The organism is Pirellulales bacterium (assembly GCA_033762255.1).
Taxonomy (GTDB): Bacteria; Planctomycetota; Planctomycetia; order Pirellulales; family JALHPA01; genus JANRLT01.
Genome location: JANRLT010000049.1, coordinates 81,026 through 107,387 on the forward strand (window position 1 = coordinate 81,026; position 26,362 = coordinate 107,387).

The window sequence follows — 26,362 nt, forward strand, 5'->3', positions numbered from 1 at the left end:
CCCGCCGCGTCAGCCAGGGACTCGTTTCCGCCACGCCCAACACACCGCGCCGGCCAATCCTGCCACTGTCAGCCAGATGCTGCTCGGTTCGGGAATCACGTCCGCAAAGGTCGTCCCCCAGCGAATCTCGTCCACGCTATGGGCACCGGAGGAATAAACCGCGACGCCCAGCACGTTGCCAATATTCAGGTTCAGGCCGGGTTGCAAGGTTGAAATGGGGGTAGCGGGGTTGACAGCCAGGCGAAAGAGGTCGGCACCGGGGGTCAAGTCGACCCGCATGACGAGTTGTTTGATTTGGTTGGCTGCCACGGATGCGGAACCGCTCCCCACCAGTTGACTACCGCCGCCCCGTTCTTCCACAACATAATTGAACAGGCTGCCGCCGCCGGGTTTGCCAATAAAGACATCCGTCAGGCTTCCCCGCAGGTAAATTCCAAAAAAGCCGTTAAAAGCACCTTGATTGACGGGATTTTCAGGTCGCAGAAGCACGCTTAGCCACATGGTTTGGGTGGCTGTGGAGGGAATGGGCGAGTCAAAATCGCGGATCAAGCCCGAGATGCCGGTTTGCGGCTGTGTCGAGGTTGTCCGGTTGCCGGTGGAGTAATTATTACCAGGCAACACTAAGGAACCACTGCCAATGTCGTAATTCGTGGTGATGCTGGCGTTGAACGCGCCCGCTTTCCAGGGGCTGCCCCAACCGGTGCCACCGTTTTTTCCCAGCAGGTCAACCGATGCCGGGCCAATCGACGAGTAACCGAATGGTTCGTTCGAAATTAGCACCGCATGGACGGGGGCGGACCATAATAACACCGCCAAGAGAGTCGCCCACCCGGCGGCAAGACTAGCTCGCATGCACGCGAAATTGCCGACAATGGCGCAAGCACCAAGATTTTTCCAACTCATGAGCGTTCTCCCGATTAACGATGTGCCAAATGAGCAAAGTAACAGACACGCGGCGGCGACAACGGGCTTGCCCAGCCCAGCCAATACTGCCGCGATCGCCGATCCCCCAGCCGCCGCGATTTACCCCCCTAACCCGCTTTATTAAAGATAAAAATGGAAAGCGATGCAAGAATTGGGTGGTAAAAATAGTCACTTATGCAAAATATTTTTTGGACTGACTGATTGTTGACCCCTCTAAAAGCCAGGAAAATTTGACACTTTTGGGCGAAATTGCCAGAATGGGGCTGGGGATGTAAAGTCATTTTTTGAAATTAGCAAGATCCACTTTCTCAGTATGCCGACGCTCTCGAATGAAACCCTCCCCCACCGACCAGGATGGCGATCCCGCGACCATCGACCAGACCGAGGCCCCGCCGCAAACCATTATCGGCATCTTGTCCCGGCTGGGACCGGGGTTGATTATCGCGGCGGCGATTGTCGGCAGCGGGGAACTTATTGCCACGACCAAGACCGGCGCCGCCGCGGGTTTTACGCTGCTCTGGCTAATTCTCATAGGTTGCGTGATCAAGGTCTTTGCCCAGGTCGAAATTGGCCGCTTTACCATGACCGAGGGGCGGACCGCGCTGGACGCTTTTGACCAGGTCCCCGGTCCCAGGATGCGCGTCAATTGGCTCTGCTGGTACTGGCTCTTTATGTTTATCGCTAGCATCGGTCAATTGGGGGGGATTGTCGGCGTCGTCGGCCAATCGCTGGCCATCGCCGTGCCAATCACCAACGATTACAACGTTTTATTGGCGGAGCAGCAGCAATATGATGCCGCCAAAAAATTGTTATCATCAGTTAATGGGCCACAAAGTGTTTCCCAGGAGAATATAACCTCGCGCCCCCAGCGCTATACCACGGACGATCTCCTTTGGGCGGTCATCATCACCGCCGCCACCTCACTCATGCTGGTCATCGGTCGGTACGGCTTTGTCCAGCACGCCTCCACACTGATGGTGGCGATCTTTACCGTGGTCAGCATCATTAACCTTATCGCCCTGCAAAGTACCGCCGAGTGGCACATCGGTCTGGGGGACATTTGGGGGGGATTGACGTTTCAATTTCCCGATAACAACGGCATTCAGACGGCATTGGCCACGTTTGGCATCATTGGCGTTGGAGCGAGTGAACTTGTCGCGTACCCGTACTGGTGCCTGGAAAAAGGATACGCCCGCGCGGCGGGGCAACGCGATGACACCGCCGCCTGGGGGGAACGCGCTCGCGGCTGGCTGCGCGTATTGCGGTGGGACGCTTGGGTCTCGCTGGGCGTGTATACATTCGCCACGGTGGCGTTTTATTTGACCGGGGCCACGGTCTTGCACCGGCAGGGACTAGAACCCGGTGACGACCAAGTCGTGCCGACACTCATGGAAATGTACCGTCCCGTGTTTGGCGTGGCGGCCACCTACATTTTTTTGGTGGGGGCGTTCGCGGTCCTGTATTCCACGTTTTTTGTGGCGAGCGCCGGCAACGCCCGCATGGCCGCGGATGCCCTGCGGGTCTTTCGCTGCGGCGTGCGTACGCCATCACAGGTAAAACTGTGGACGGTAATCCTGAGCGGTGCTATCCCCATAATTTCACTGGCTATTTTTGCCTGGAACAAAAACCCGGTCACGCTGATCCTTATTAGTGGACTCGCCCAAGCGGTCATGCTGCCGATGCTGGGGGGGGCGGCGTTGTACTATCGCTACTATCGCTGCGACGCCCGGCTGCGTCCTGGAATCGTCTGGGACGCGGGGTTGTGGATTTCCTTTGCGGGATTGCTGTTGGCCGGTGGGTGGATCACCTGGGACAGAATGGGGAAGCTGGTGGCGAAAGTTTCTGAGCTACTGACTAGGTGATAATGCGCGTGGCTCGATGTTATAGAGATAATGCTACGCCTTTAACCACTGCGTAAACTTCTGCCGCAGTTTGGCCGCCTTGGGCCCGACCACCGCCTGACAATAGGGCTGATCGGGATTTGCCTGATAATATCCCTGGTGATAATCCTCGGCGGGAAAAAACTTAACCAAGGGCGCGACCTGCGTGACAATTGGACCGGGCCAGATCTGCTCTTTGTTAAGCTCGGCGATCAGTTCGCGGGCGGTGGTCTCCTGCTCCGCTGAATGCGTATAAATGACCGACCGATATTGCGTGCCGACATCCGCCCCCTGGCGGTTGGGCGTGGTGGGATCATGAATCCCAAAAAAGATCGTCAGCAAATCGCGGTAGGTGATGATCGCGGGATCAAAGGTCAGTTGTACCACTTCGGCATGGCCGGTATAGCCGCCGCAAACTTGCTCGTAACTGGGGTTGGGCACGCCCCCCCCCGCATAGCCAGACACCACGCGCTCGACGCCTCGCACTTGTTCATAGCAGGCCTCGAGGCACCAAAAGCAGCCGCCACCCAGCGTGGCCAATTCGGTTGTCGGAGGGGACATGATTTATTTGTTGGCTAAGGGAGCTTGGTGGGAGTTGGGGCTTGATTGTGATTCGCTAATAATGGGGACTTGCTTTTGCTGTACGCCAGTAAAAAGTTCTCGATTGATAAATCTTCATCCAAGCTTTCCCAATGCACGCCCAAACCATCACCAATCAATTGCCATTGATTCTGTTCCTCCACTGTCCCGTGGCATAATCGAGGAAAATAACCAAGCGGAATCTCAATTGACTGGTTGTTGTCAAAAACAACAGTGATGGCGTGTTCTGTGAAACCCAAGTTTTGGATGCGGACTTCTGTCATTGAGTTACATTTTCGACCACAAAAAAACTCCGCCGTGGATCATTCTACGGCGGAGTTCGAATTTTTCCAAACAGTTGCGGAATGGGCTATTTCGCACCCATCCGCCACGGGGAGAGCCATTTACACCAGTTCGCCAATCACCTGCGGATGTTCCACCAAATATTGGGGACGGCCGTTATTATCAATCAGGGTCGTGTTCTTGGCGTCAATTCCCATCAAATGGTACAGCGTGGCGAAGACCTCGTGCAGGTGGACGGGGCGGTCCTGCGGAGCCTCGCCGTAGCGACTGGTCGAACCAATGACTTGGCCGGTTTTTAACCCGCCACCCGCCAAAAAGCAACTTGAGGAACGTGACCAATGGTCCCGTCCCGCGCTGCCATTGACACGGGGCGTGCGGCCAAATTCACCCCACATGACAATCGCCGTATCCGCCAGCATCCCCCGCTGGTCCAAATCGCGAATGAGCGCCCCCAAGCCATGATCCAACCGGGGTAGCTGATCCCGCAGTTGCACAAAGTTGCGTTCATGGGTGTCCCAGCCCCCCCAGCTAAAGCTGACACAACGCACGCCCGCCTCGATTAGCTTGCGCGAAAGTAAAAACCGCTGGTTATCGCCGCCGCCGTTGGTATCCAGGCCGTATTCCTCTTTGACCGCTTGGGATTCGTCTTCGATTTTCAGGGCGTCGGCCATTTTACTGCCGGTAATCACGTCAATTGCACGCTGATTAAAGGAATCCATGGCTTCCATCATGCGGCTATTATCCACATCGCGGCGAATACGGTCGATCTCGCCCAAGAGCTTGGCCCGGTCGTTCAACCGATCCATCCCAATTTCCCCCCGCATGCGTAGATTTTCGCGTCCGTTACCATCGGGTCGAAAGCCCGCATAGACCGCCCCTAAAAATCCATGCTGCGTATGCCCGGTCAAATCCACAAAGCGCGGCACCGGACCATTGGTGGGGCCATGCATTTTAGCCACCACGGCCCCCAAGCTGGGGTGTCCACCACTGCTTTTGAGATCGTTTTCGCTAAATCCGGTCTCGGTCTGCCAGGAGGAATGTTCGTCCCGAATACCGGTGAGGGAGCGGATCACCGCGAATTTATCGGCCAGCTTGGCCAGTTGCGGCATGAGGCTGTTGATTTCGATACCCGGAATATTTGTCGCACTGGGGTTAAATTCCCCACGGATTTCGGGAGGGGCTTCGGGCTTCATATCAAACATATCAATGTGCGACGGCCCACCCGCCAGAAAGATATTAATAATAGATTTATTGCCCAACCCACCCAATTTATCAGCGACCGGAGTGGCTTCGGCGCGATAAACATCGGCCAAACTCGCCCCCATGACCGCCAGACTGCCGGTGGCCATAGATCCAATTTTTAGAAAATCCCGACGACTCACGCCATCACAAAACTTTTGTCGGCGGCCAAGAAATGTCAGCATAAGAAGGTCTCCCAAAACTTATAGGCGGGATACCGCAATTGGTAGGCAGGCATCCCCCCCTCAAACTGAAACTTTGGTGATAAATTCAAATAGCAGTACGTAGCAGAATGCAGAACCATTGCAGAAAATGAAACCGCAATAAGCAATTCCACTACTAGCTATTAAAATTCTTGTCCCTGTTCACCTGAGTTTCATTTTAAGGGAGGAATAGCCCAGGCAGCAACTTTTTCTGCCAAGTAATTATGCGGTTTTCCACTCTAACGTTACTAGGAATGTGACAGCGGTCTAAAAAATATTAGAAAGCAGGAACTCTTGGTCACGAATGGCGCGAGTTTGAAATCCAATTTTACGGCGTCCTAGGGAGAAGATTTTAGACGGCCTGCCCTTTTTTGATTGCCAAATTAGTTTTTTTACTTCCAAATATGCCGGGTATTCAAAAAGCCTAATAATACTTTGTTTCTTTTTCCAAGTAAGTCCAATAAAAGCAATGCCTTAGGACAATCCGCATTCTTTAGCCAAATCCTCCAAAATACGCAAAACCCTTATATTTTCAGCCGTTGCCTTGACACTGGCCAGCGAGGAGGTAAATTCTTCCTAGACTGTGCAGTTCCATTGGTCTTTGCAATCGTTAAAGTTTCAGGGCACTCCATGATTGCATAGAACATTTTTCAATGGGCTGGATGTTCTGCTTGCCGGGCCGGAACTGTGCCTGAGCAAGGCACACTGGAATGGCCGCTGGCAAATGTTGTCTGGCCTGTGTTTTACTCAAGATTTTGGAGGTTTTCCATGAATCGTTTTTTTGCTTTGGGCTTGGCCGTGATCGTGGCGATCACCGGTTTTGCTATGTTCGGTGAAGATACCGTAGCCATCGCCGGTCACGGCTGCCATGGCTGCAATGGTTGTGCTGGTGATTGTGGTGGCAGCGCATGTGATTGTGGTGGCCGTCACCGCAAGCATCGCCGTCATCGTCGCTGCCATTGCGATTGCGCTGGCGCTCCTTCCTGCTGCGAACCAGCCCCTGCTTGCGAACCGGCTCCCGCTCCTTGCTGCGAACCGGCTCCCGCTGATTGCTGTGGTGCCCCGGTTGCCGCTGATTGCCCGACCTGTGTTGCTCCCGCTGTCGTGACCCCCGCCCCGGAAGGCCATGCCGCTCCTCCCGCTCCGGAAGGTGCCGCTCCCGCCGCTCCTGTGGAATCGGCCGCTCCCAAGACCGGCTTCCGCCGCGCTCCTGTTGTGATCTTCCGTGGCTAATTTGCCACAAAAACTGTAATTCCACTCAAATTGCGTGCGACCCAGCAGCCCTGAACGCAGTTTTAATATTGGACATTACCACCCAGCCGGCAACAAATTTTGTTGCCGGCTGTTTTTTTTGCTAGCACGGCGGGACTTTTATATTGGCGATTCTTTTACCCCCCCTGATTGGCTGACCTTCTGGGATTTCGTCTCGCCAGATCGGCTCCGCTGGCGTAAAATTCGGTTGCCCCATGAGCACCGACCTGGCTCCACCCGCTACGGCCCCTTTGGCCCCGCTGGTGGATTATCTCGATGCGCAGCCGGAATATTCCGCCAATTTAGCCAGTCTGCACGCTGGACATAGCCTAACCCTGGGCGGTGTATGGGGATCGAGCTGCGCGCTGGTCGTGGCTAACTTGCTTCGACACACCACTGGCCCTTTGCTGGTGGTGTTGCCAAATATAAGTGATGTAGAATCTTTAGCCGCTGATCTGGCGTTATTTACCACGGTTAGTCCAGCAATCTTACCCGCCTGGGAATCCGCCAGCGAAGATCTGACCCTGGCTGACGAAATTCACGGTGAACGGCTGCGATTGCTAAAGCAATTGCAGCAAGCGTCCCCGCCCCGGCTGCTGCTTACCGGCATTCAGGCCCTGCTGCAGCCCCTGCCCAGTCCCGCGCAACTTGCCCAATCGACCAATACACTCAACGTAGGCGATCAGGTTGATCTGCCGGAATTGACCCGTTGGCTGGTGGAAAATGGTTTTGAAAGCACCACCGCCGTGCAACTACCGGGGGAATTTGCCCTGCGCGGCGGCATTTTGGATCTGTTTGCGGCTGACTGGGAATATCCCCTGCGGATCGAATTTTTTGACGATCAAGTCGAATCCATCCGCGCCTTTGAAATCTCCACCCAACGCAGCCAGGGAGCGCTTTCGCGCTGCGACCTGACACTGATCCACCCCGCCCGTTCCGATCGCGCCCAACTGACGGATTATCTTCCTCCAGGAACTTGGGTGTTAGTAGTGGAACCGCCTGAACTGCAGGAAGAAGCCCGGTATTTTTTGCAGCGGGTGGAAAAACCGCAGGATTACCACGAGTTGGACGACGTCACCCGCGCGCTGTTTCAGTTTCCTTCGATCACGGCGGCGGCAATTGCCGGCAGTTCACTGGAGGCGCATTGCGATCTGCGATTTGAGTCGGTCGAGCGATTCAGCGGCGATTTTGAAAAAGTCCGCAGCGAGCTGGACGCGGCGGGGCAGGGTCAGACCGTGTACCTGATATGTCCCACCCCCGCCGAGGTCGAACGCTATCAAGAACTCTTTGGCCAAACGGCCCTGGCCCTGGCGGGCACGTTGCATTTTATCGTGGGACATTTGCGCTCGGGCTTTCGATTGGTGAGCGAGCGGATCGCTCTGGTCAGTGCCAACGAGCTGTTCCAGCGGGCCGATGTTTCTTCCGCCGGGCGCAAACGCCTGAGCCGCGTGATCGATAGCTTTTTGGATTTGCGCGAGGGTGACTACGTGGTCCATTTGGGCCATGGAATCGGCAAATATCGCGGGCTTAAGCTGCTGGAAAAAGGGAACCAGACCGAGGAACACCTGGAAGTCGAATTTCGCGGCGGGACAAAGGTGTTTGTCCCCGCGACCAATATCGAACTAGTCCAAAAGTACGTCGGCGGAACCAAGTCCCGTCCCACGTTGGCCACTATCGGCGGCAAAACCTGGCTCAAACAAAAAGCGGCCGCCGAGCGCGCGGTTCAGGACCTGGCGCTGGATATGTTGCGGCTGCAAGCCACCCGCGCCTCGCGCCCCGGGATCAGCTTTCCCGCCAATAGCCCCTGGCAAGCTGAATTTGACGCGGCTTTTCCCTTTAGCGAAACTCCTGACCAGCTCAGCGCCATTGCCGCCATCAAAAAGGACATGGCCCGACCACAGCCCATGGACCGCCTCCTCTGCGGAGATGTCGGCTTTGGCAAGACCGAAGTCGCCATGCGCGGGGCGTTTCAGGCGGTGGAGGCTGGCTACCAAGTCGCGGTGCTGGTCCCCACGACCATCCTGGCCGAGCAACATGGCCGCAGCTTTAAAGCGCGGCTGGCGGGCTTTCCCTTTCATATTTCCACGCTCAGCCGATTCTGCACCCAAAAGGAACAAGAACGCATCTTACGCGCGGCCGCGGCCGGCGGAGTGGATATTGTCATCGGCACCCATCGCCTGGCCCAGCATGATGTAAAATTTGCCAATCTGGGCCTGTTGATCATCGACGAGGAGCAGCGCTTTGGCGTGGATATCAAGGAACGGCTGAAGGCCCTGCGGGCGACCGTGGATGTGCTAACCATGACCGCCACGCCCATCCCGAGGACGCTGCATATGTCGCTGTTGGGCCTGCGGGACATTAGCAATCTCGAGACGGCGCCGGAAAACCGCCAGGCGGTGGAAACGCGGATCGCCCGCTTTGACGAAGAACTGATCCGACACGCCATCCTACGTGAATTGAACCGCGGCGGGCAGATTTACTTTGTGCATAATCGGATTAATGACATTCACGAGTTGGCGGCCAAGCTACAGCGCATCGTCCCCGAAGCGAGTATTTGCATCGGTCACGGTCAAATGCACGAGGACGACCTGGAAAGCGTGATGCTGGGCTTTATTGACAAAAAATATGACATCCTGATCGCCACCACCATCATCGAAAGCGGCCTGGATATTCCCAACGCCAATACCATTTTTATTGATGAGGCCGACAAGTACGGCCTGGCCGACCTGCACCAGTTACGCGGTCGCGTGGGCCGGCATAAGCACCGCGCCTATTGTTATTTATTGGTTGATCCGCACAAGTTTCTCAGTTCTAACTCTGTCAAGCGGCTGCGGGCAATCGAGGAATTTAGTTCGCTGGGAGCGGGCTTTGCCATTGCCATGCGGGATCTGGAAATTCGCGGCGCGGGAAATATCCTCGGCACGCAGCAAAGCGGCCATATCGCCAGCGTGGGTTATGAATTGTATTGCGAATTGCTGGAGGCGGCAGTGCGGGGGTTGCAGCGATTACCCGCCAAGGAACAAATTCAGGTTCATCTGGATTTGCCCGTCGAGGCGTACCTGCCCCGCACCTACGTGCCGGATATGCGCTTAAAAATCGATCTTTATCGCCGCCTCTCGCGCGTGACCAGGATGGATCAACTGGCCGACCTGCGCGCCGAGCTGTTGGACCGCTTTGGCGATTTGCCCCCGCCTGTCGAAAAGATGCTGGAACTGGGGGAATTGCGAATATTGGCGGCGCAATGGAAAATCGACACCATCCAGCGCGAAGACATCTATGCCGTCCTGTGCTATCAAGAACGGAGCTTGATCGAACGCCTGGCCAAGCTGAGCCGGGGTAAACTGCGCATCGTCGATCACCGCAGCGCCTACCTGCCGCTCGATGCCGCCACTGTCGCTAGCGAGGCGATCCTCCCCCCCCTCAAATCGCTCTTGCGGCTAGGCGCGGACGCTGGCTAAAATTCGCCCCTATTTCGGCGGCATTTTGCCATTCCTTGTGCCGGTCTGGCGTGAACTTTTGACCTTTGACAGGCGGCGGGTTATGAAATTTTGTCGACCTTTTTTGCGACCCGACCTTTGGAATGCCGTGTTCCTCCTGGGCGTATTCCTCACGCAGGGGACACTTCTTCCCGCCCAGCCGTATGTCGGATTGGATGGGCAGCCGCTACCCAGTACCCTCAATCCCGCCACAAATTTGGCACCGTCATCGCCTCCTCCTGGCGCACCTTCGGGAATTCCCTCTGGAAATCCGCAACCCTATTTGCCAGCGGCCCTTGCGCCCGCCACGGCTGGTTCCCCGGCCCTCCCTGGCGCTCCCGCATCAACGCCGATAACCCCCTTAGCCGATTCCAGCGAGGCACTGTGGCCCAGGCAGGCCCCTCAAAATCTGCTTTCCCCTAACACACAATCCCCCCCGACTACCGCTCCTGCCCCCTTTAGCAGCGATAGTGCCCAAGCCCCGCCCCCGGCCAGAGCCGACCAGAATTCGGCTGGCGTTATACCCGCCGCGCCTGACACCAGTTTGCAAAGCTCCCCCACGATCGCCACCTGGGGGGAATTTGTGAATGCGCAGATCATCGCGCGGGTGGGTAATGAAACGATCTTGGCGGCGGATGTGCTGGGACCGGTAAATAAGACACTGGAACAGTACAAAAATCAGATGTCGGCGAGCGAATACGCGGATCAGCAACAGCGGCTGATGCGCGAATTTGTAAAGCAGTTGATCGAGGTAAAGATTATCTTTGCCGACGCGATGACGCATATCCCCAGGGAGAACATTGAAAAAATGCGGGGAGCGGTCAACGAGCAATTTGAAACCAGCCATGTTAAACGGTTGCAAGAAGTCCACAAGGCGGCCAATCGGACCGAGCTAGAGCAAAAATTGCTGGCCAGCGGCAGTTCCCTGGATAAACAGCAGCGGATGTTTTTTGAACGGAGCGTGGCCGTGCAATGGGAACGCCAAAACATCAAGGAAGTGTCGGAAATACCGTTGTCCGAGGTCCTGGCCGATTACCGCAACCATTTGGCCGATTATGAAATCAAGGCGACCGTCCGCTGGGAACACCTGATGATCAGCTTTGCCAAAGTCAGCGACAAGAACGCCGCTTATGGCCAACTGGCCAACCTGGGTAATAGCGTCCTGCAAGGCGCCAGCTTTGCCGCGGTGGCGGAAAAATCCTCGCACGGCCCGACCGCGTACAAACAAGGCCAGTGGGACTGGACCACGCGCGGCTCGCTAAAGTCCAAGGTACTAAACGAGGCGCTCTTTGCCATTCCCGTGGGCCAGCTTAGCGCGATCCTGGAGGATGAGGATGGATTTCACATTATTCGCGTGCTCGAACGCAAGGATGACGGCCGCGTGCCGTTTGAGACTGCCCAGGTCGAGATTCGCGAGAAGCTGTTGCGCGAGGCGGAGGAAAAATCGCGGCTGGCGTATTTAGACAAGGTGCGTGAGCGGGTACCGGTCTGGACAATATTTGACGGTCAGATTGATCCCGCGGAAATTAAATTCAGCAGCAACGCCCCTCCCGAGCGAAAGAAAAAGAAGTAAGCCCGCCGCGTCTCAGCATTTTTGTAGGAGGCAACTCTGTTGCCGAACAGTAGGTTAGGACCAGACCTGATGGCTGGGACCACCCACCCACATCCTTTCCGTTCCAACAAACGACATCGGCACATTCCCAACATGGATGAGCTGAATTCTGATATCATTACTTTGAAATTCGAAATCACCTATCGTTGCTGATCCGACTACTGTTGAGACCTCGGCACTTAGCTGCTTACCCAAAAAACCTTGGTCCTGCTTATGCCTCCTTGGCTTGGTAAAATAATTGTCGCGTAACTGTCTCGGAATTGTCTTCTTTGTGCCTAATTCTGTGCCCGCAGAGACTTTGTGCTTAATCTTTTAGGAACACCCCATGCCAGCACCCCCGCTAACCGACCAGCAGCGTCAAGCGATCAATCAGGCGCTCTTTACCGGTCAACGGATCCAGGCCATCAAGGAATACCGCGAAGCAACCGGCCTGGGCCTAGCCGACAGTAAAAAATTTATTGACGAATTGGAAACGCAGTTGCGGCTCCAAACACCCGAAAACTTTACCTCCCCTCCGGCACAAGGCTGCCTGGGCGTCCTTTCCATCTTCGCGGGGCTTTTGACCATCGGCGGGGCCGTAAGTTTAGCTTTATTTATATTGTTGACCGGATGAGCCCTGATTAGCAGACTGTGGTTGGCTGGGCTCTTTGACCCGCCTGCCGGGCTAGCGTATGATAATGGAAAAGCAGTTCATCATAATGTGATGTTTTATAGCGCAACCTTTGCTAACGCCCCCTCGAACAGGGCTTGCGATCAAGGGTAGTGTTAATATTGACCAAGGATATGTCAATTCCGCAAATTTGCCCCCGTAGCTCAGGGGATAGAGCGAGCGTTTCCTAAACGCTAGGCCGCTGGTTCGATTCCAGTCGGGGGTACAGATACGTTTGTCCACTGGTTACCATGCATAGCCACTGGCATTATTTCGCGGGAATTCTGCATATCGCCTTGAGCCAGTGACTGTACATGCGCGCTGTTGGGCGTAACTGAGTACGTCGGATTATACGTCACATTTTGCGGCGTGCTTTGGCGGGTGGTTATGGCCGACTGCAATCCTGTCTCGCCAGAGACGGCACGATCAAAATGGGTGGTCACGGCACGCTGGTAATGTAGCTGCGATATGGCTTCGCTGTTCCCGCACCATTCGGCCACCACGGCCTGGGGAAAATGATCGGATAGTTCCATGATCCGGCTCGCCCGCAGGTTATGGGTAATGCGGGGCCAGGGTTGAATGCCAATGCGGCGCAACAGCTTCAAAATCCGCATCCGCACCACGGCGTCACTCCCTAAACGCAACTCATCCCCAAACACAAACAACGCACCTTCGCTGGCCTGTTCGTAAGCTTCATCGAGGTAGGGCCGCAATTCTGGAAACAAGGGGATCGTGCGGTAGGGCTTCCCGCACTTGGCCGTCTTTTGGCTATCAAAGGTTAACGTGTTAGCTTCCCAGTTAACATCCGTCCACTTTAGGTTCCGCAGTTCCGACGGCACCCGCAGCGCGCCATACCGCGATAATGCCAGCATTAGCCGCCATTCCGTGTTAGGGCAGGCGTCGATCACCTTTTGGATTGTGGCACGATCCACAAATACCAGACGCTGGCTATTCGACTGACTGCCAGCTTTGGCATCGGCAAAGGGGTTTTCATCAACTAGCTTTTTGCGTAACGCCACCTTAAACCACTGTCGCGCCAGGACGATCCATTTAGAGATAGTGGCCGGGGAATACTCATTATTCACCATCGACTGTTTCCAGTCGGCCGCGCTGGATTCGGTAATCTCCCGCAGGTCGCAATTACCAAAATAGCCGACAATCGCGGCCTGAAACATCTTGGCGTTGCGCGTCGTATTGGCGGAATAATCCCGCCGCGCGGCAATTTCGGCGGTCAGGTAATCGTCCAACTTGGCGGACTTTAGGCCCGGCACCAGATCATGCGCCGCCAGTTTGCCGCGAAGTTGGCTCCCCACGTCCTTAAGCCATGCGGCGGTAACGGCGGGGATTGTGGTGCCACTCTGTTTGGCACCGATCAAGCTTTCGATATGGGTGAGGGCCTGTTTGGCGTTGGCCTTGGGCATCTTGCCTAGCCGCAAGGTTGAACGGCGTCCGCCCTGGTTTTTATATTCGATCCGCGCCGTGCCTTTGGTGTAAATGAGACTTGCCATTATTCCGGTTCCTTACTGGAAAGTTCGATCCTGAAAAGTTCTGTCAATTTATTGATTGCCACCAAACTTAACCCAGCTTGGCCATTAACAAAGCGCGACAACTGCGCTTGGTCAATTCCCGTTCGTTTGTAAATTGCATACCGCGATAACTTTGATCGTTTGATGATCCGTTTTAGCTGCGCGGTAAACGATTTATGCTTAGCCATGCTGTAACTATATGGGATACTTGTTCTTGTAACAAGCAGATAACATTATAACATTCCTTGATAGTCCCTGACAGTTGACACTCATATTTGCGTTATAACGCGTTCCGGCGTCCAGCGTGTCTAATGTCGAGTTTCCCCGCGAGACGCGTTCCTGGGGCGTCCTAGGCGTCCGATTTTCGCTAAAAAGGGAGTTCGTTCGGATCAGGCGGGCGTTTGGCATATTCGAGGGCTTCCGCCTTAAACTTGGCTATTACCAGCCGGTCGGTGTCGGTCGGTTCGCCGTTTAGCGGTGGATACGATTTCATATCCGCCGTTTTCTGGTTAGTAGATGAAAACGTTTTCGTATCCGCCTGATCCGGCCACAACTCTATCTGCCGTTCCCTTGGGCGTTTTGGCTTGATCTTGGTTTTAATATCGGCACCCCCTAAAATCCCAACACCGGATCGACGGGAACAAAATCATCATCATGGATGCCACCAGAGAGGGTATGTTTTTTATCGTCCAGATCGTCCAATAACCTGTTATTTGCGGGTTCAAAGCTTTGGACGATGTTTTCCCCGGATCGTCCAAGATCGTCCAACTTATCGTCCAAGAATTCGGCACAACCCACACGCACATTGGACGATTGGACGCATTGGACGATGTTTTGCCCTACATCTCTGGTCAGGGTCAACAGCCGCCGCCGCTGAACTGTGTTTTCCCGTGCCACTGTCACCCTCAATCCTTGAGTAGCTAGCGAGGGGAACAGTCGCCGCAGACGGCCTGTGACACCACGGGGAGACGGCCACCCCTCTGGCGGCTTGGACGTATTAGGCCATAGCGCGGAGAGTAGCTCACTGGCGGTTCCCGTCCAGCTTGTGCCAGGTCTTATTCCATCCAGGATCGCCGTAGCGAATGGATCGCCGTCCAGTACTTCGTTGGCAATGCGGTCTTGCAGTCCCATGAAACGATCAAACGCGCCGAGGGTAACTCCCGCTTTGTCCGCCGCCGCCAAAACTTTGGCAAAATCGGCCATGCGGGGGAGTCTCGCTAGGTTGACGCCAGGGAGCGCGGCCAGGACTTGGCTTAAGGCGTCCAGGACCGCGCCAAATAGCCGTGGTTGCATTTCCTCCACCAAACTGTCTAGTTCCTGTTCCGTCCGCCTTGCATGATCGGGGATCACGTCCAGTTCGACCAGCAAGAGGCGTTCCCCTAAATCACCCCGTAGCGCACCCGCGTCGATACTGGTTAGGCAGATTACCCGCCTGAATGAACTAACGGCCAAGTCCCCGTCTGTATAAAGTATTCTACGGATTAAACCGTCGCCTGTGACTGCTTTGCACAAGCTATCCGATAACCACGGGTGAATTTTGCTGAGGTTATCAATGACCACTCCCCACGATCCCCCGGCCTGAATCTGCCACGCTTCCATATCCCGTGGCTCGGATCGCAAGGGCGCATAACTGGGATCGAACAAAGACAACAGCACCCGCGCCGCGCTGGACTTGCCAGTCCCTTGGATACCCGTCAATAACAGGATCGGGTGCGGGATATTTGGCACCAATGCGGCCACCAGCCACCCAATCACTATTGGCCAATCCACCGCCGTTACATTCAGCACTTCGCGCAGATCGTCCAGACTGCCACCACGTTCTGGTGGGGGTAACGCCTTGGTGAGCGCGCTTCGGCGAAACAATACTGGCGATTTAGTCAGCACCTGCCACCCCGCCGCCGTTACTTCCACGGCGCGGCCGGACTTATCACCTAAATCAATCACGATCCCGTCGCCATGCTTGGCCAGGCGCAGGTGCAATTGTTCCGGTTCGGCGTCGCTGGCTTCACCCCCTAGCACACATAACGCATCGGCCAATGCGCTGGCGTTGGGCGTCCGTTCATGCGTCGCGCGGAATAGCTTTGCCAGTCTCTGGCGGAGGGACTCACTGTTGCCGCGCAAGAGTAGCGCGGGGCCACCCGCATGATCCACGGCAAAGAGTTCATCGGCGGTCGAGACGCCAAACCGATAATGCGCCAGTGCCAATTGCACTAATTGTTCCGCAGTCGAGGGACCAGACTTCTTGCCGGATTTATCGTCCGAATTGTCCGGCGCGTCCAATTCCACCGGCGCTTTGGCATCGTCCAGCTTCGCTGTCTGTTCTGTCGGCACCCATACGGGCGCGGCGTCGGCCAGACGTTCTAAGTCGGCCTTGGTTCCGCCTGAGTTTAGCCAGTCCGTAACATCGCCTTTGGGGGGGAGTCCGGGTAATTCCACGATCCGCACAGTGTCGGCCAAACCGTGGAGCGAATGACAGACTAACTTGGCGTGCTTACGGCCAGCATCGTCATTATCGGGTAAGACAATCACCCGCCGTCCGCGCAGGTATTCGGCGTGCTGTGGTGTCCATTTCCCGGCACCGCCAGCATTGCACGTGGCCACGATCCCGATTTTGGCAAGGTTGTCAGCATCTTTCTCGCCTTCGCAGATATAAACTGTTTGCGTCGGATCGGCTGGCAGTTCCGTTAAGCGATACGGCACTACGCGCACACCCTTGACGCTCCAGTCCCAGCCGCCGCCTGTCTTGGGTTTTCTCTGATTAAAACCCTTGGGATCATAGCGGACCACTTGGAATAGCAGTTTGCCTGATTCATCGCGATAATCGTAGGTCGCGACACTCCTCCTTGTTTTGGTCTGTATCTTGCATGGCATCAAATCCGCCAGACACAAATTTACCGCGGCGCAAACCGCCTTTGTATCGCACCCAGCGTGACACTTGATTAACGCGCGGCCTTCATCACCAACACTAACGGATAGGCTAGCGTTCCGATCCTCATGCGCTGGACAACGTGCCTGCCAACCGCTACTTGTTGGTTTTGCGTCGGGTAGTTTGGCCAGTAGGTTTTCAACTGGCGTTCCTTGATTCATTATGCTAAAATCCTTTCAGACAAAGGTAAATGCGACGTCGGGAGGTGAGATTCCCGCCGCCGCGCGAGGGGTAAAGTTACAGCGTCGCGGCCACGGGGTTATTCCCGTGGCCGTTGGCGTTTACGGGGGTAGCCGTGCATTGCTGCGAGACCAGCTTTGACAACCAAGTGCGAATCTCCGCCAAGGGATATATCCGCACCCCGCCGATTAGCACGCTGGGCATCGTACCGCTGGCGGTCCAACGCCGGATTGTGCTTTCACTGACGGCCAACAACTTTGCAAGATCGACGGCATCCACTGCCAGGGTGTCCACTGGCACGGCGTCGATCCGCTGCCGCAGTTGCTCATGCTCGCGAATTGTAGGAGTATTCGTGGATGTGCTCATCGCGCACCCCCTTTGTGTGCCCGGGTGGGGCGGGTGTAGCTAATCCGCATCCCGTAACGATTACGCAGTATCTGTAGGGCCGTGCGCTCAACTTGGCGGTCGCCGCTCTGCCGACCCGCCCACGCTATAGCCACCAGTGTGGCCGGACTCTCTCGCTGTGCCATCGGTATCGCTCCTTTATTTGGTCGGCCACTAGCGGGCCGTATACATAGGGAGCGACGGGCGCGAAAAAACTTGCCGCAATAAGTTTTCGCGGTTGCAAAAACGAAAAAACCCCGCGAAATGCGGGGTAAAATATTTTTAGATTTTTTGAGGGCGATAAGTTTTCTTGGAAAATCGCGGTAAGTATTTTCAGTGTCTTGGGGCGTTCATTTCCCGCTGAACCTTCAGCATGGCGTTATAAGCTTCTCTTGTACTTTTAAGATTTTTCCAGGTATCCGTTCCCTTTATAGTAGTTTCTGAGCAATTCAAGCTTGCCGCCCATTGGCTTGCATTCCAGGTCTGAGCTTCGGGTGTGCTTTCCAGCTTGGCTTCCATGCGTTCATTCACCGTTGGCTGATCCTTTCTTGGCCTACCACCAAGGTTTTTGGATGTTTGCGGAGTACGTACTGCCCCGCCGTTGGCTTGCTGTTCACCCTGTTCCCCCACCAGGCTTTGTTTCACCAAGTAAATACACTTTTTGAGTAGTGTCTTACCCTGCGGCGTCAGGGTTTCACAATTTCGAATCTCTCTTATTATCCATAACCACACAAACGGGCGATTCACTAATTCCCGATACTCTATTTCTCCCGGTACTAGCCCCTTAGCGGAAACTCGTTCTAGGACATTGTTTAATTTGTAAGCGGACATTGGAACGAACGGGTCGTCAAATTCCGCCGCGTCATAAACCGCCGCTAGCACAACCATAGCATCGCGCTGGCTGATTTTTTGCTCTTTGCAAGTTTCCTCACCGGCAATCATCCGCACAAAGTAGGGCCATTCCTGAGGCAGCTCCGGTTTTTTTATCTGAACTGTAAGCGAAAAACAGGGCAATTCAGGTTCTGCGTGGGTTGCCCCACTAATAGGGGGCAGGTTTTTTGGAGCCAGATTCAATTCATTTGGTGTGTCATTAAGGGGACCGTCGCTTCTTAAGAATGATCTCAATGATAGCGTCTTTGTGAAAATAACGTGGTTTTCTGCCTTAGTTGGAGTCAGCCATCGGTCGAGCTCCAAGACTTTGGCAACCGATGGGTGCCGGATCCTTAAGCGGATACTTTCTTTGTTGGCGAGGTCAAAAGGCAGCGACAGGCTATCGTTTAGAGTACCGATCCAAGGGGAATCCGTCTGAACCTCAAGATAGGTCCTTTCCTGATGTAGTTCCTGGAAAATTACATTTTTCGATATGGCCAGCCCGCTGTCACACTGCTCAACAAACCAACTTGAAATGGCAGCGGAAATTTCCTGACGCAAGTACGGGTGTTCGCACAATAAATCTTGTGTTTTCGCGCCATATGTTACCCGCCAGTCGGCATTCATTGGTTTCACCTTAAGAATAGAAAACGGGCCGATCGGAGAGAACCGCGTAAGCGGGATGCGCTCTCTCGCGGATCGTAAAACAAGATCGTTGTAACACACTGGCCACCTGTTCCGGAATATAGCAAATTTTCGGCCTGTAGGCGACTTAACAACTTGTTCCAAGCTGCTAGCAGTGTATTGCCGTTACCATCAAATTTGCCACTGTGTTTCATGTAGCAACAAATAGAAAACTTGGAGACTGTGTCTAAGTCGTTTGTGTAGCGCTGTGGCAATGTGGAAGCCCTTTAAAGCAAAGTCTGAACCTGCGGCAAACTTGGTTCCAACAAGAAAATATCCTCACGCGTGAGAAACTCGAAAATCTACATCGTGGAGAGCGAGTCTTTCTCTATTCCCCAAGATTTAAACCCCAGGAAACGGGACTCCCACCAACTCTCCAACCCCCCCACCCCGGGGCAAAATTCTACAGACAGCAACTTCTCTACAAGTTGCTAAATTGCCCAAATTAACGCGGGGTTACACAAGTTGTGGGAGGGGGACTAGTAAGTATCCCGCGCGCGTGTGACGGGTGGGGTGCTGGGTCAAAATCGAGCCACGGTAACACTATCACACTGCAACGCTAAGCCGTTGTCCTCTATACCTTTACGCTTTGCCGAGGGAATCGCTCGGCAAAATCCTGGCCGCTTTGCCGAGGCCGTAGTGTTGCTTGTCGATGCCACAACGGCAACGACGAACAACGAGTTTCGCCGCTATCACCTTGACTGCAACGTAGCAGTGCACTGTGCTAGCACAACACTAAGGGAGTGTGAGTTATGCCTGATCGAGCAACGGTTATTGAGTTTCTGTGCCAAGAGTTTGAGGAATACCTTTTGGATGACACAGAGGCGTTTACGCTGTCTCCGGACATGGACTATGAGTGGCCGGTGTTTGAGGCCTGGGGGCTCGGAGAGGGCCGCATGGATCACGTTTACCCAGGCTAGTTAGCACGGTGCCGTAGACTTCCCGACTAAGCACACTGCTAGCGTAGTGTGCTACATCAGCGAGCCTACTGTTGGCGAGCGATTGTGTTTACTTAATCAAGGGAGAGTGTGCAGTTATGACTAATTTAGAAGTGCTAGGCGAACTGGCCAAAGGTGGATTGTCCGTGGACGAGACTTGCTCGCTCATCGGGCAGGACAGTGCCACACTGCGTTACGTGCTAATGGGCGTCAAGAGCGGGGCAATCAAGCCCGCTGATGCAGTTGATGTGCTGCCTAAGCAATCCACCGGTGCGGAGTTCACGGTGACAGAGAGTGGGGCGATTAACTTTGGTAGGCTGGCTGGCGGTAATTCGCAGTTTGGGACAATCCTGCGAGTTGAGACTGTTGCTGCTATTCGTGCCAAGTTGGACCGTTACGATGCGTTTGTTAAGGCGAATATTTCGCTCATCGACCAACGTAGCGCGGCCAGCAAAGCCAAGCATGCCGCGGAAAAGGCGGCTAAGGCTAAGCCAAAGGTTAGGGTTGCGGCCTAGTGTGGGAATTCCCTGGCTCCCCCGTAGTGGGGGAGCACTTATCCCTACACTCTTACTGTGAGAGTGTGCGGTCAAGTAGCAAGGGAGAATGTTTATGTATCGCTTTGGCGTGACACGCTATTTCGTTGTGCGGCTTAGTCCCCGTAGGTGGGCCGTTTATGCCGTCTTGCTTTCTGGTGAGGAGATTTGTTTTGGTGAGTTTCTCACAAAACGCAGCGCGTACGAATACGTTAAAGAATCTACGCAAGGGGGTGAGTGATGCCTGCATTATTTGAGCGTGAACGGCCTAAAACGCTTGACGGCGTTGTAGGCCAGCCACCTGCGGTCAAGAGATTGACCGCGCTGAAAGAGCGTGGCCTAGGTGGCCGCGGCTACTGGATAAGCGGATTGTCGGGCACGGGTAAGACTACCCTAGCCAAGATTATTGCCAGTGATGTGGCAAGCGAGTTTGCCACCACGGAAACTAGCGTTTCACAACTCACGCCGAAGAGTTTGGACGACTGGGAGCGTGGCCTACGGTGTAGGTGCATCGACGGCAAGGGACATGCGCTGATTGTGAATGAGGCGCACGGGTTGCGTAAAGACACAATCCGCCAGTTTCTGGACGTACTGGAACGTTTACCCGACTATGCCGTGGTGATATTTACGACCACGAATGAGGGGCAGGAGGCACTGTTTGAGGATTGCCTGGACACTGCGCCACTGTTGTCACGTTGTATCCGGTTAGAGTTACTCTCCAACGGTAAAGAGTTGGAGTTGGCGTTTGCTTTGGAAGCCAGGCGGATAGCGCAGAAACACTCCCTGGACGGCAAGCCGATAGGGGCCTACGTGGACCTGGTGCGCCAGTGCAAGCATAACATGCGGGCAGTGTTGCAGGCGATAGATAGCGGGTGTATGGCGGACTAGCGTTATTTGTCAAGAATTGTTTTCTCGGCTTAATTCGCTGGGTAATTATTCCGAGAAAATAACGGCGCGAAGAGCCTGTTTTTACGGGGTTTTAGCGTTGCGTAAGTGTTTTCTCGGAAAATTGGATGAATTGATTTTTACTCTAACCGAGGGGGTTGTGTGATGAAAATTAAGCTTGTGGAAAGTCAGTGGGAGGATTTTGCGAAGAGGTTATGTCGGTTTATGAACGAAGAGTGTCCAACGTGGGAGTGCGCTGTTCGCAAGGAAACAACGGTTGAGTGCGACCGTTACATTGTGGAAATAGCCGGTCCCACACGCGGCCAAACGGAATACATTAAGGGCTACGCTGCTGGGTATTACAAGGGGATTGTGGAAGCCGCCTTTGAGCGTGGCGTTCGGTACTAGCGTTAGGTAAGAAATTCCGACTTTCACCGCCGTTCCGTAGTGGGAACGGCGGAACAAGTTTGAATTTTTGGTTTACTCTAACCGCGGGAGATTGTGACATGATGCGAGTGCTTTGGGGCTGCAAGATTGGTAAGCCGGACTGGCACGAACGGATTATCACAAGTTATTCCGACCGTATTGAAGCCGCCCGGGCCTGGGCGTTAGCTAACGGCTATGACCGGCTGCGGGTAGCGGAATATCCTGGTGATCCTGATCCTGGTGAGAGTTTCCGGGCGCAAATCGCGGAGATGATGCGCAAGAAAACGTAGTCTGATTCTTTACTCTAACCGTGAGAGGCTACCATGACTAAGCAAGAAACGTTTGACATCGTGTACCGGCATTTACTGACGCAAGGGCAGAAGTCGATATCGCGGGTGGTTGGCAGTGAAAACTTTGGCAAGTGCGCCTACCGTGGCGCAGACGGAGCGAAGTGCGCTGCGGGCGTGCTGATTCCTGACGAGGCTTACAAGCCAAGCTATGAGGGACACTCGGTAGCTGTGCTTAGTGATGTTTTTGAACAACTGGGGCACGACCTAAAGTTGTGTTAAATGCTACAGCATGTTCACGATGTATTCGAGCCTGACGATTGGGGGCCGGCACTCCACACCGTGGCACTCAAGTATGGCCTCACCGTTCCGCAACTGTGACGGCTAGCGTTTCAGCCGAAACACAAAGAAACACAAAGAAAGCAAAAGGTGACAAAAGGTCACTAAAGGCTGTGTTGCCCCCCCTATAAACCCGCATTTCCGCGGCAAATACGTAGTTGTTTTTGCCGCGCTGATCTTGGTTTTTGGTGGTGCTTTAAGGGAGATTTACCATGTTCACATTAGACCGTGGGCGTGTGGACACCCAGCTTTCGCTGGACCTGCACGCCGACGCGCCGGGCTGGGTTTATAACCAGCATGAGCGCGACTGTAGCAGGTGCGGGCAGGCTATGCCCCTGAATGAGAAAGTAAAACCGGCTGGCCGTTCGCCTAGTGGCGACATGACCTGGCAACATTTTCACCCGTGTGAAGCCCCGAAACGTAAGCCCAGGGCCGCTAAGGTGGAAGTGGTGGTGCCGCCAGTGAAGAGTACCGAACGGCGTCACAAGCTGTTACCCAAACTGCTGCGTAAGCTGGCGGCGGGGTTGCATGTGATGCTCGTCGGTCCCGCTGGGAGTGGAAAAACCACACTGGCTTCCCAAGCCGCCCAAGAGTTGGGGCTAGAGTTTAGCTTCATCTCTTGCAGTGCGGGCATGAGTGAGGGGCAGCTGTTGGGTAGACTGTTGCCCGTGGAAGCGGGGGGCACATTCAATTATGTGCCCAGTGCGTTGGTGGAAGCGTACGAGAGCGGTAAGAGTTTGTTCCTGCTCGACGAGTTTGATGCGGCGGACGGCAATACGGCTACCGTGCTCAATGCCGCCCTGGCGGGTAAGACTATGGCGTTGCCTAACCGTGCCGCGAATCCCCTAGCTCAGCGGCACAAGGATTTCAAACTCATCGCGGCGGCGAACACGTTTGGCCTCGGGGCGGATCGGATGTACGCTGGCCGCAACCAGCTTGACGGGGCCACACTAAACCGTTTCACGTGTGCCACGATTGAAGTGGACTATGACCGCGAACTGGAAGCGGATTTAGTGCCGGATAGCGTAGTGCGGGATACGGTTTGGAAACTGCGGGATTTGGTGCGGGAACGCAAGTTTCGGCAGATTGTCGGCACCCGCGATATGCTGGCCGCCCAAGCGTGCCGCAACGTGGGTGAAGCGTACCGCGAGATTTTCGCTGACCTGCTGGTGGCTTGGTCGGCCGACGAGCGCAAGGCTGCACAACAAATTCTGGAGAAACTGCCATGCTAGAGAGTTACCACACAAAGGGGATCGGGGGCCTGGTCCAGCGAGAATTCGACTCGCTGGACGACCTGGCCAACAGTGAGGCCACGGAGAAAGACAGGTACAATCCCTACGGCCTGGGCAGTTTGTTTGACCGGCACAACATAGATTTTGTGGGGCGAAAGTTTACCGGCATCGACCATGCCAAACAAGAGTTGCACGGCCACTATCAGCCCACCGCTGATGATTATTTTGCGGTCAAGAGTTACCTGGACGATATGGATTTGCCCGTGCCGGTGAACGTCAAGCGTAGGCTGCGCTGGAACGAGGATAACGGGGATGCGCTGTGCGTCGACCGGCTGCGTGCCGGTCAACCGTACTGGCAAGAGTGCCAGCGCATGCCCAGCACTGGCCGCAGCAATATAACCATTGTGTGCAATGTGGCAACGTCGTGCGATGTGAAGTCCCGCGACATTCTGTGGCGCGGGGCTGCGGCTATCACGCTGGCCGATTGGCTGGAGCAAGCCGGTTACAGTGTGCGGTTGATTGCCGCCAAGTACAATCTCAATTCGTACACCAACGGGGATCAGCTACTCCTGTCCTGCGTGGTCAAGGACTACGGTCAATCTGTGAGCGAGTCACTGCTGGCTAACGCCTTGAGCGGCTGGGCGTATCGGACGCTGTGGTTTTACGCGATGTCCAGCGAGGGGCGCGTGCTGACCAATAGCCTGGGCAGTCCCCGCCCGATGAATACCGAGATTGTGGACCTGCTCGACCCGGGCGCGATCTTGTGCCAAGAGTTGTGGGCGAAGGAAGCGGCCGCGATTTGGCTGCTCGAACAAGCCGCCAAATTCACGGATTTAAACATAGCGGCGTAGTGAGAATCACACAGCTTTATTTCAAATAGGTTCATTTTTCCATGAGGTCAATCATGCCCACGACGTTTATTGTGACGAACCACTTTTCTTGGAATAAAACCTTCATCACTCCCGGGGCGCTGGCTGCCTTTGGGGATGCGGAGTTACCCGCCCCCTACTTGGATCGCCATGCGAGGTGTGACTGGGGGACTGTCGGTGTTCAGGACGCCCAGGCGAATGATGATGCGCTCCAACATGGAGACCGGCTCCTAAGTGCCTATGTCCTGCAAAATGGCGTGAAAATCTGGATCATCACCGAGGGTGTGGATGCTAGCGGCCAGCGTCAAAGTACCACGATCCTGCTACCCCGTGAGTATTAGGTTGTGCCCTTATGCACTACCACTGACAAAAGAGGCCGCGGCAAGCACATGCAGCCAACTAAACTCCCCTCTCCATTCCTCCACTACTCCAATTCTCCATCCCCCCCATGCCCATCATCGCCTACGCCCGCTTCTCACCCCGGCCCATGCCACAAGATTGCCACAGTGTTGAGCGGCAATGGGCGGATATCGACGCTTGGGCGGCTCGGCAGGGCTGGTCCGTCAAGGCCCACTATGCCGACCGCGACATATCGGGTGCCGACCGTGAGCGGGCTGGACTATTTACCGCGCTGGCCGAGCTTAAACGTGGGGATCGCCTGGTCGTGCGGGACTGGAGTCGTCTGGCCCGCGACACGGAATGGTCGATTGTGCTGGCCCGTGAGATTGAACGCAAAGGGGCTAAGCTCGTGTCAATTAGCGAAGGGGACTGGAGCATGACGGACAATCCCACGGCCCGGTTTGTGAGCACGGTCTTTGCCGCACTGGCCGAAATGCAGCGTGAGTTAAGCCGCTCGCGCACGTCGGCCATGATGCTGCGCCATCAAAGCGCCGGTCGGGCCATGGGCAGCGTGCCGCCGTATGGCTACCGTAAAGTTGGCAAGAAACTGCTGCCCGTGCCGGACGAGCAATCGACCCTGCGGCTCATCCGTGATTTGCACGCCCAAGGGCTGGGGGCCTCCCCCATCGCCACGCGACTGAATGATTCAAAAATCCGTTGCCGCGGCAAAGGCCGCCTATGGCACGCCTCTACCGTGTGGAGGATTCTGAGGCGGGGGTGAGGAGGGCGCGGTATTAACAGTACAATCTCTACCGCTTCAATACCGATTGCTACCGCTATTACCTCCAAAGTCAAAATGGCGCGGTATTAACAGTACAATCTCTACCGCTTCAATGGGGCCGTGCGTTTTCATGCACGGAAAGGCGGGCGGTTGTTTGTCACGCACGTGCGCTACCTAGCGCTTCAATGGGGCCGTGCGTTCTCATGCACGGAAAGCCCGTGGGTAAAACCAGACCGGGAAAATCCAGCGTGGCGCTTCAATGGGGCCGTGCGTTCTCATGCACGGAAAGTCGGCATGGGACGCTGACCAATATGGCGGGGGCGGCGCTTCAATGGGGCCGTGCGTTCTCATGCACGGAAAGGATCTTGCGTTTCGTAAGGCTGCGCTGGCGCAACAGTGGCTTCAATGGGGCCGTGCGTTCTCATGCACGGAAAGCCCTTTGCCAACCTGCATGGCCGTAATCGTGCCGTGCTTCAATGGGGCCGTGCGTTCTCATGCACGGAAAGAAGCAACCGACCGCCCAGCCCCCCAAGAAGTCCGCTGCTTCAATGGGGCCGTGCGTTCTCATGCACGGAAAGGGCAATTCCATTTGATGAAGTACATTCCAATAAATTAGCTTCAATGGGGCCGTGCGTTCTCATGCACGGAAAGACGGTTGCCCCCTCTTTCTTTAACAGTATTAACTCGGCTTCAATGGGGCCGTGCGTTCTCATGCACGGAAAGGCGCCCGCGTCAGGTCGATTCCCACACCCCCCGCTTGCTTCAATGGGGCCGTGCGTTCTCATGCACGGAAAGCGTTATCAGTCCGTGATTTCGGCGTATTGCCAGCTTGGCTTCAATGGGGCCGTGCGTTCTCATGCACGGAAAGAACAATACCCGGCAATCAAGGCGCAATGGGACAGCCTGCTTCAATGGGGCCGTGCGTTCTCATGCACGGAAAGGGTAAGAGACCACATTGTCACTCCGTAACAGGGTAAGCTTCAATGGGGCCGTGCGTTCTCATGCACGGAAAGGTCTTGATAGCCCGAGAAATGTTCCGTTTTCCAT

25 protein-coding genes, 1 tRNA gene and 1 CRISPR repeat array are annotated in these 26,362 nt (G+C 55.1%); of the genes, 16 read left to right on the forward strand and 10 right to left on the reverse strand.

Annotated elements, in window-relative coordinates; genetic code table 11:
* Positions 1-9: 9 nt before the first annotated feature.
* A complete protein-coding gene (locus SFX18_14270; protein ID MDX1964315.1) occupies positions 10-852 on the reverse strand; it encodes a PEP-CTERM sorting domain-containing protein in 843 nt (280 codons plus the stop codon).
* A gap of 49 nt (positions 853-901) precedes the next feature.
* On the opposite strand from SFX18_14270, the gene SFX18_14275 reads away from it, so the two are divergent.
* Positions 902-1,048, forward strand: coding sequence for a hypothetical protein (locus tag SFX18_14275; GenBank protein ID MDX1964316.1), 147 nt, complete (start codon positions 902-904; stop codon positions 1,046-1,048).
* A 205-nt stretch (positions 1,049-1,253) separates the two neighbouring features.
* Positions 1,254-2,786: an Nramp family divalent metal transporter gene (locus tag SFX18_14280; GenBank protein MDX1964317.1), complete on the forward strand. Its 1,533-nt coding sequence runs from the start codon at positions 1,254-1,256 to the stop codon at positions 2,784-2,786.
* 33 nt (positions 2,787-2,819) lie between these two features.
* On the opposite strand, the gene msrA is transcribed toward SFX18_14280, so the two are convergent.
* The 3 genes from msrA to SFX18_14295 all read right to left on the reverse strand — a co-directional run bounded on the left by msrA (position 2,820) and on the right by SFX18_14295 (position 5,110).
* The gene (msrA, locus tag SFX18_14285; protein MDX1964318.1) at positions 2,820-3,365 is read right to left on the reverse strand and encodes a peptide-methionine (S)-S-oxide reductase MsrA; all 546 of its coding nucleotides are present in this window, start codon (positions 3,363-3,365) and stop codon (positions 2,820-2,822) included.
* A 14-nt stretch (positions 3,366-3,379) separates the two neighbouring features.
* A complete protein-coding gene (locus SFX18_14290; protein MDX1964319.1) occupies positions 3,380-3,667 on the reverse strand; it encodes a DUF2442 domain-containing protein in 288 nt (95 codons plus the stop codon).
* A gap of 120 nt (positions 3,668-3,787) precedes the next feature.
* Positions 3,788-5,110 carry a DUF1501 domain-containing protein gene (locus SFX18_14295; protein MDX1964320.1) on the reverse strand — a complete coding sequence of 441 codons (1,323 nt, stop codon included), beginning with the start codon at positions 5,108-5,110 and terminating at the stop codon, positions 3,788-3,790.
* A gap of 786 nt (positions 5,111-5,896) precedes the next feature.
* On the opposite strand from SFX18_14295, the gene SFX18_14300 reads away from it, so the two are divergent.
* The 5 genes from SFX18_14300 to SFX18_14320 all read left to right on the forward strand — a co-directional run bounded on the left by SFX18_14300 (position 5,897) and on the right by SFX18_14320 (position 12,342).
* A complete protein-coding gene (locus SFX18_14300) occupies positions 5,897-6,361 on the forward strand; it encodes a hypothetical protein (GenBank protein MDX1964321.1) in 465 nt (154 codons plus the stop codon).
* 233 nt (positions 6,362-6,594) lie between these two features.
* The gene (gene mfd / locus SFX18_14305) at positions 6,595-9,837 is read left to right on the forward strand and encodes a transcription-repair coupling factor (GenBank protein ID MDX1964322.1); all 3,243 of its coding nucleotides are present in this window, start codon (positions 6,595-6,597) and stop codon (positions 9,835-9,837) included.
* 82 nt (positions 9,838-9,919) lie between these two features.
* Positions 9,920-11,428 carry a peptidylprolyl isomerase gene (locus SFX18_14310; protein MDX1964323.1) on the forward strand — a complete coding sequence of 503 codons (1,509 nt, stop codon included), beginning with the start codon at positions 9,920-9,922 and terminating at the stop codon, positions 11,426-11,428.
* 364 nt (positions 11,429-11,792) lie between these two features.
* A complete protein-coding gene (locus SFX18_14315; protein ID MDX1964324.1) occupies positions 11,793-12,080 on the forward strand; it encodes a ribosomal protein L7/L12 in 288 nt (95 codons plus the stop codon).
* A gap of 189 nt (positions 12,081-12,269) precedes the next feature.
* A tRNA-Arg gene (locus tag SFX18_14320) sits at positions 12,270-12,342 on the forward strand.
* Here the strand turns inward: SFX18_14320 and SFX18_14325 are convergent.
* From SFX18_14325 to SFX18_14350, 6 genes are all read right to left on the reverse strand, one after another.
* Entirely contained in the window at positions 12,311-13,624 is a 1,314-nt protein-coding gene (locus SFX18_14325; GenBank protein MDX1964325.1) for a site-specific integrase, read from the reverse strand. The genes SFX18_14320 and SFX18_14325 overlap by 32 nt on opposite strands.
* On the reverse strand, positions 13,624-13,830 hold the full coding sequence (locus tag SFX18_14330; GenBank protein MDX1964326.1) for a helix-turn-helix transcriptional regulator: 207 nt from the start codon (positions 13,828-13,830) through the stop codon (positions 13,624-13,626). The genes SFX18_14325 and SFX18_14330 overlap by 1 nt, the downstream gene beginning before the upstream one ends.
* Positions 13,831-14,009: 179 nt before the next feature.
* Positions 14,010-14,135 carry a hypothetical protein gene (locus tag SFX18_14335; GenBank protein MDX1964327.1) on the reverse strand — a complete coding sequence of 42 codons (126 nt, stop codon included), beginning with the start codon at positions 14,133-14,135 and terminating at the stop codon, positions 14,010-14,012.
* 119 nt (positions 14,136-14,254) lie between these two features.
* Complete coding sequence (locus SFX18_14340) at positions 14,255-16,513, reverse strand: hypothetical protein (GenBank protein MDX1964328.1); 2,259 nt, start codon at positions 16,511-16,513, stop codon at positions 14,255-14,257.
* Positions 16,514-16,805: 292 nt separating this feature from the next.
* The gene (locus SFX18_14345; protein ID MDX1964329.1) at positions 16,806-17,114 is read right to left on the reverse strand and encodes a helix-turn-helix domain-containing protein; all 309 of its coding nucleotides are present in this window, start codon (positions 17,112-17,114) and stop codon (positions 16,806-16,808) included.
* A 351-nt stretch (positions 17,115-17,465) separates the two neighbouring features.
* Positions 17,466-18,629 carry a hypothetical protein gene (locus SFX18_14350; GenBank protein MDX1964330.1) on the reverse strand — a complete coding sequence of 388 codons (1,164 nt, stop codon included), beginning with the start codon at positions 18,627-18,629 and terminating at the stop codon, positions 17,466-17,468.
* A gap of 809 nt (positions 18,630-19,438) precedes the next feature.
* Between SFX18_14350 and SFX18_14355 the strand changes: the two genes are divergently transcribed.
* From SFX18_14355 to SFX18_14395, 9 genes are all read left to right on the forward strand, one after another.
* The gene (locus tag SFX18_14355) at positions 19,439-19,606 is read left to right on the forward strand and encodes a hypothetical protein (GenBank protein MDX1964331.1); all 168 of its coding nucleotides are present in this window, start codon (positions 19,439-19,441) and stop codon (positions 19,604-19,606) included.
* Between the two features lie 116 nt (positions 19,607-19,722).
* The gene (locus SFX18_14360; protein MDX1964332.1) at positions 19,723-20,139 is read left to right on the forward strand and encodes a hypothetical protein; all 417 of its coding nucleotides are present in this window, start codon (positions 19,723-19,725) and stop codon (positions 20,137-20,139) included.
* A 258-nt stretch (positions 20,140-20,397) separates the two neighbouring features.
* Positions 20,398-21,045 (forward strand): AAA family ATPase, encoded by a 648-nt coding sequence (locus SFX18_14365; GenBank protein ID MDX1964333.1) that lies wholly within the window; start codon positions 20,398-20,400, stop codon positions 21,043-21,045.
* 503 nt (positions 21,046-21,548) lie between these two features.
* Positions 21,549-21,758, forward strand: coding sequence for a hypothetical protein (locus tag SFX18_14370; GenBank protein MDX1964334.1), 210 nt, complete (start codon positions 21,549-21,551; stop codon positions 21,756-21,758).
* A gap of 33 nt (positions 21,759-21,791) precedes the next feature.
* A complete protein-coding gene (locus tag SFX18_14375) occupies positions 21,792-22,037 on the forward strand; it encodes a hypothetical protein (GenBank protein ID MDX1964335.1) in 246 nt (81 codons plus the stop codon).
* Positions 22,038-22,306: 269 nt separating this feature from the next.
* Entirely contained in the window at positions 22,307-23,326 is a 1,020-nt protein-coding gene (locus tag SFX18_14380) for an AAA family ATPase (protein MDX1964336.1), read from the forward strand.
* Positions 23,320-24,177, forward strand: a complete 858-nt coding sequence (locus SFX18_14385) for a hypothetical protein (GenBank protein MDX1964337.1) — start codon at positions 23,320-23,322, stop codon at positions 24,175-24,177. The genes SFX18_14380 and SFX18_14385 overlap by 7 nt, the downstream gene beginning before the upstream one ends.
* Before the next feature lie 53 nt (positions 24,178-24,230).
* Positions 24,231-24,536, forward strand: coding sequence for a hypothetical protein (locus SFX18_14390; protein ID MDX1964338.1), 306 nt, complete (start codon positions 24,231-24,233; stop codon positions 24,534-24,536).
* A 107-nt stretch (positions 24,537-24,643) separates the two neighbouring features.
* Positions 24,644-25,315 (forward strand): recombinase family protein, encoded by a 672-nt coding sequence (locus SFX18_14395; protein MDX1964339.1) that lies wholly within the window; start codon positions 24,644-24,646, stop codon positions 25,313-25,315.
* A 33-nt stretch (positions 25,316-25,348) separates the two neighbouring features.
* A CRISPR array of direct repeats spans positions 25,349-26,313; the repeat unit is 21 nt; unit sequence GCTTCAATGGGGCCGTGCGTT.
* Positions 26,314-26,362 lie beyond the last annotated feature (49 nt).

Coding starts and splice junctions, on each gene's coding strand:
- SFX18_14270 (MDX1964315.1), bottom strand. CDS start 852: ATGCGAGCTAGTCTTGCCGCCGGGTGGGCGACTCTCTTGGCGGTGTTA.
- SFX18_14275 (MDX1964316.1), top strand. CDS start 902: ATGAGCGTTCTCCCGATTAACGATGTGCCAAATGAGCAAAGTAACAGA.
- SFX18_14280 (MDX1964317.1), top strand. CDS start 1,254: ATGAAACCCTCCCCCACCGACCAGGATGGCGATCCCGCGACCATCGAC.
- msrA (MDX1964318.1), bottom strand. CDS start 3,365: ATGTCCCCTCCGACAACCGAATTGGCCACGCTGGGTGGCGGCTGCTTT.
- SFX18_14290 (MDX1964319.1), bottom strand. CDS start 3,667: ATGACAGAAGTCCGCATCCAAAACTTGGGTTTCACAGAACACGCCATC.
- SFX18_14295 (MDX1964320.1), bottom strand. CDS start 5,110: ATGCTGACATTTCTTGGCCGCCGACAAAAGTTTTGTGATGGCGTGAGT.
- SFX18_14300 (MDX1964321.1), top strand. CDS start 5,897: ATGAATCGTTTTTTTGCTTTGGGCTTGGCCGTGATCGTGGCGATCACC.
- mfd (MDX1964322.1), top strand. CDS start 6,595: ATGAGCACCGACCTGGCTCCACCCGCTACGGCCCCTTTGGCCCCGCTG.
- SFX18_14310 (MDX1964323.1), top strand. CDS start 9,920: ATGAAATTTTGTCGACCTTTTTTGCGACCCGACCTTTGGAATGCCGTG.
- SFX18_14315 (MDX1964324.1), top strand. CDS start 11,793: ATGCCAGCACCCCCGCTAACCGACCAGCAGCGTCAAGCGATCAATCAG.
- SFX18_14325 (MDX1964325.1), bottom strand. CDS start 13,624: ATGGCAAGTCTCATTTACACCAAAGGCACGGCGCGGATCGAATATAAA.
- SFX18_14330 (MDX1964326.1), bottom strand. CDS start 13,830: ATGGCTAAGCATAAATCGTTTACCGCGCAGCTAAAACGGATCATCAAA.
- SFX18_14335 (MDX1964327.1), bottom strand. CDS start 14,135: ATGAAATCGTATCCACCGCTAAACGGCGAACCGACCGACACCGACCGG.
- SFX18_14340 (MDX1964328.1), bottom strand. CDS start 16,513: ATGCCATGCAAGATACAGACCAAAACAAGGAGGAGTGTCGCGACCTAC.
- SFX18_14345 (MDX1964329.1), bottom strand. CDS start 17,114: ATGAGCACATCCACGAATACTCCTACAATTCGCGAGCATGAGCAACTG.
- SFX18_14350 (MDX1964330.1), bottom strand. CDS start 18,629: ATGAATGCCGACTGGCGGGTAACATATGGCGCGAAAACACAAGATTTA.
- SFX18_14355 (MDX1964331.1), top strand. CDS start 19,439: ATGCCTGATCGAGCAACGGTTATTGAGTTTCTGTGCCAAGAGTTTGAG.
- SFX18_14360 (MDX1964332.1), top strand. CDS start 19,723: ATGACTAATTTAGAAGTGCTAGGCGAACTGGCCAAAGGTGGATTGTCC.
- SFX18_14365 (MDX1964333.1), top strand. CDS start 20,398: ATGCCTGCATTATTTGAGCGTGAACGGCCTAAAACGCTTGACGGCGTT.
- SFX18_14370 (MDX1964334.1), top strand. CDS start 21,549: ATGATGCGAGTGCTTTGGGGCTGCAAGATTGGTAAGCCGGACTGGCAC.
- SFX18_14375 (MDX1964335.1), top strand. CDS start 21,792: ATGACTAAGCAAGAAACGTTTGACATCGTGTACCGGCATTTACTGACG.
- SFX18_14380 (MDX1964336.1), top strand. CDS start 22,307: ATGTTCACATTAGACCGTGGGCGTGTGGACACCCAGCTTTCGCTGGAC.
- SFX18_14385 (MDX1964337.1), top strand. CDS start 23,320: ATGCTAGAGAGTTACCACACAAAGGGGATCGGGGGCCTGGTCCAGCGA.
- SFX18_14390 (MDX1964338.1), top strand. CDS start 24,231: ATGCCCACGACGTTTATTGTGACGAACCACTTTTCTTGGAATAAAACC.
- SFX18_14395 (MDX1964339.1), top strand. CDS start 24,644: ATGCCCATCATCGCCTACGCCCGCTTCTCACCCCGGCCCATGCCACAA.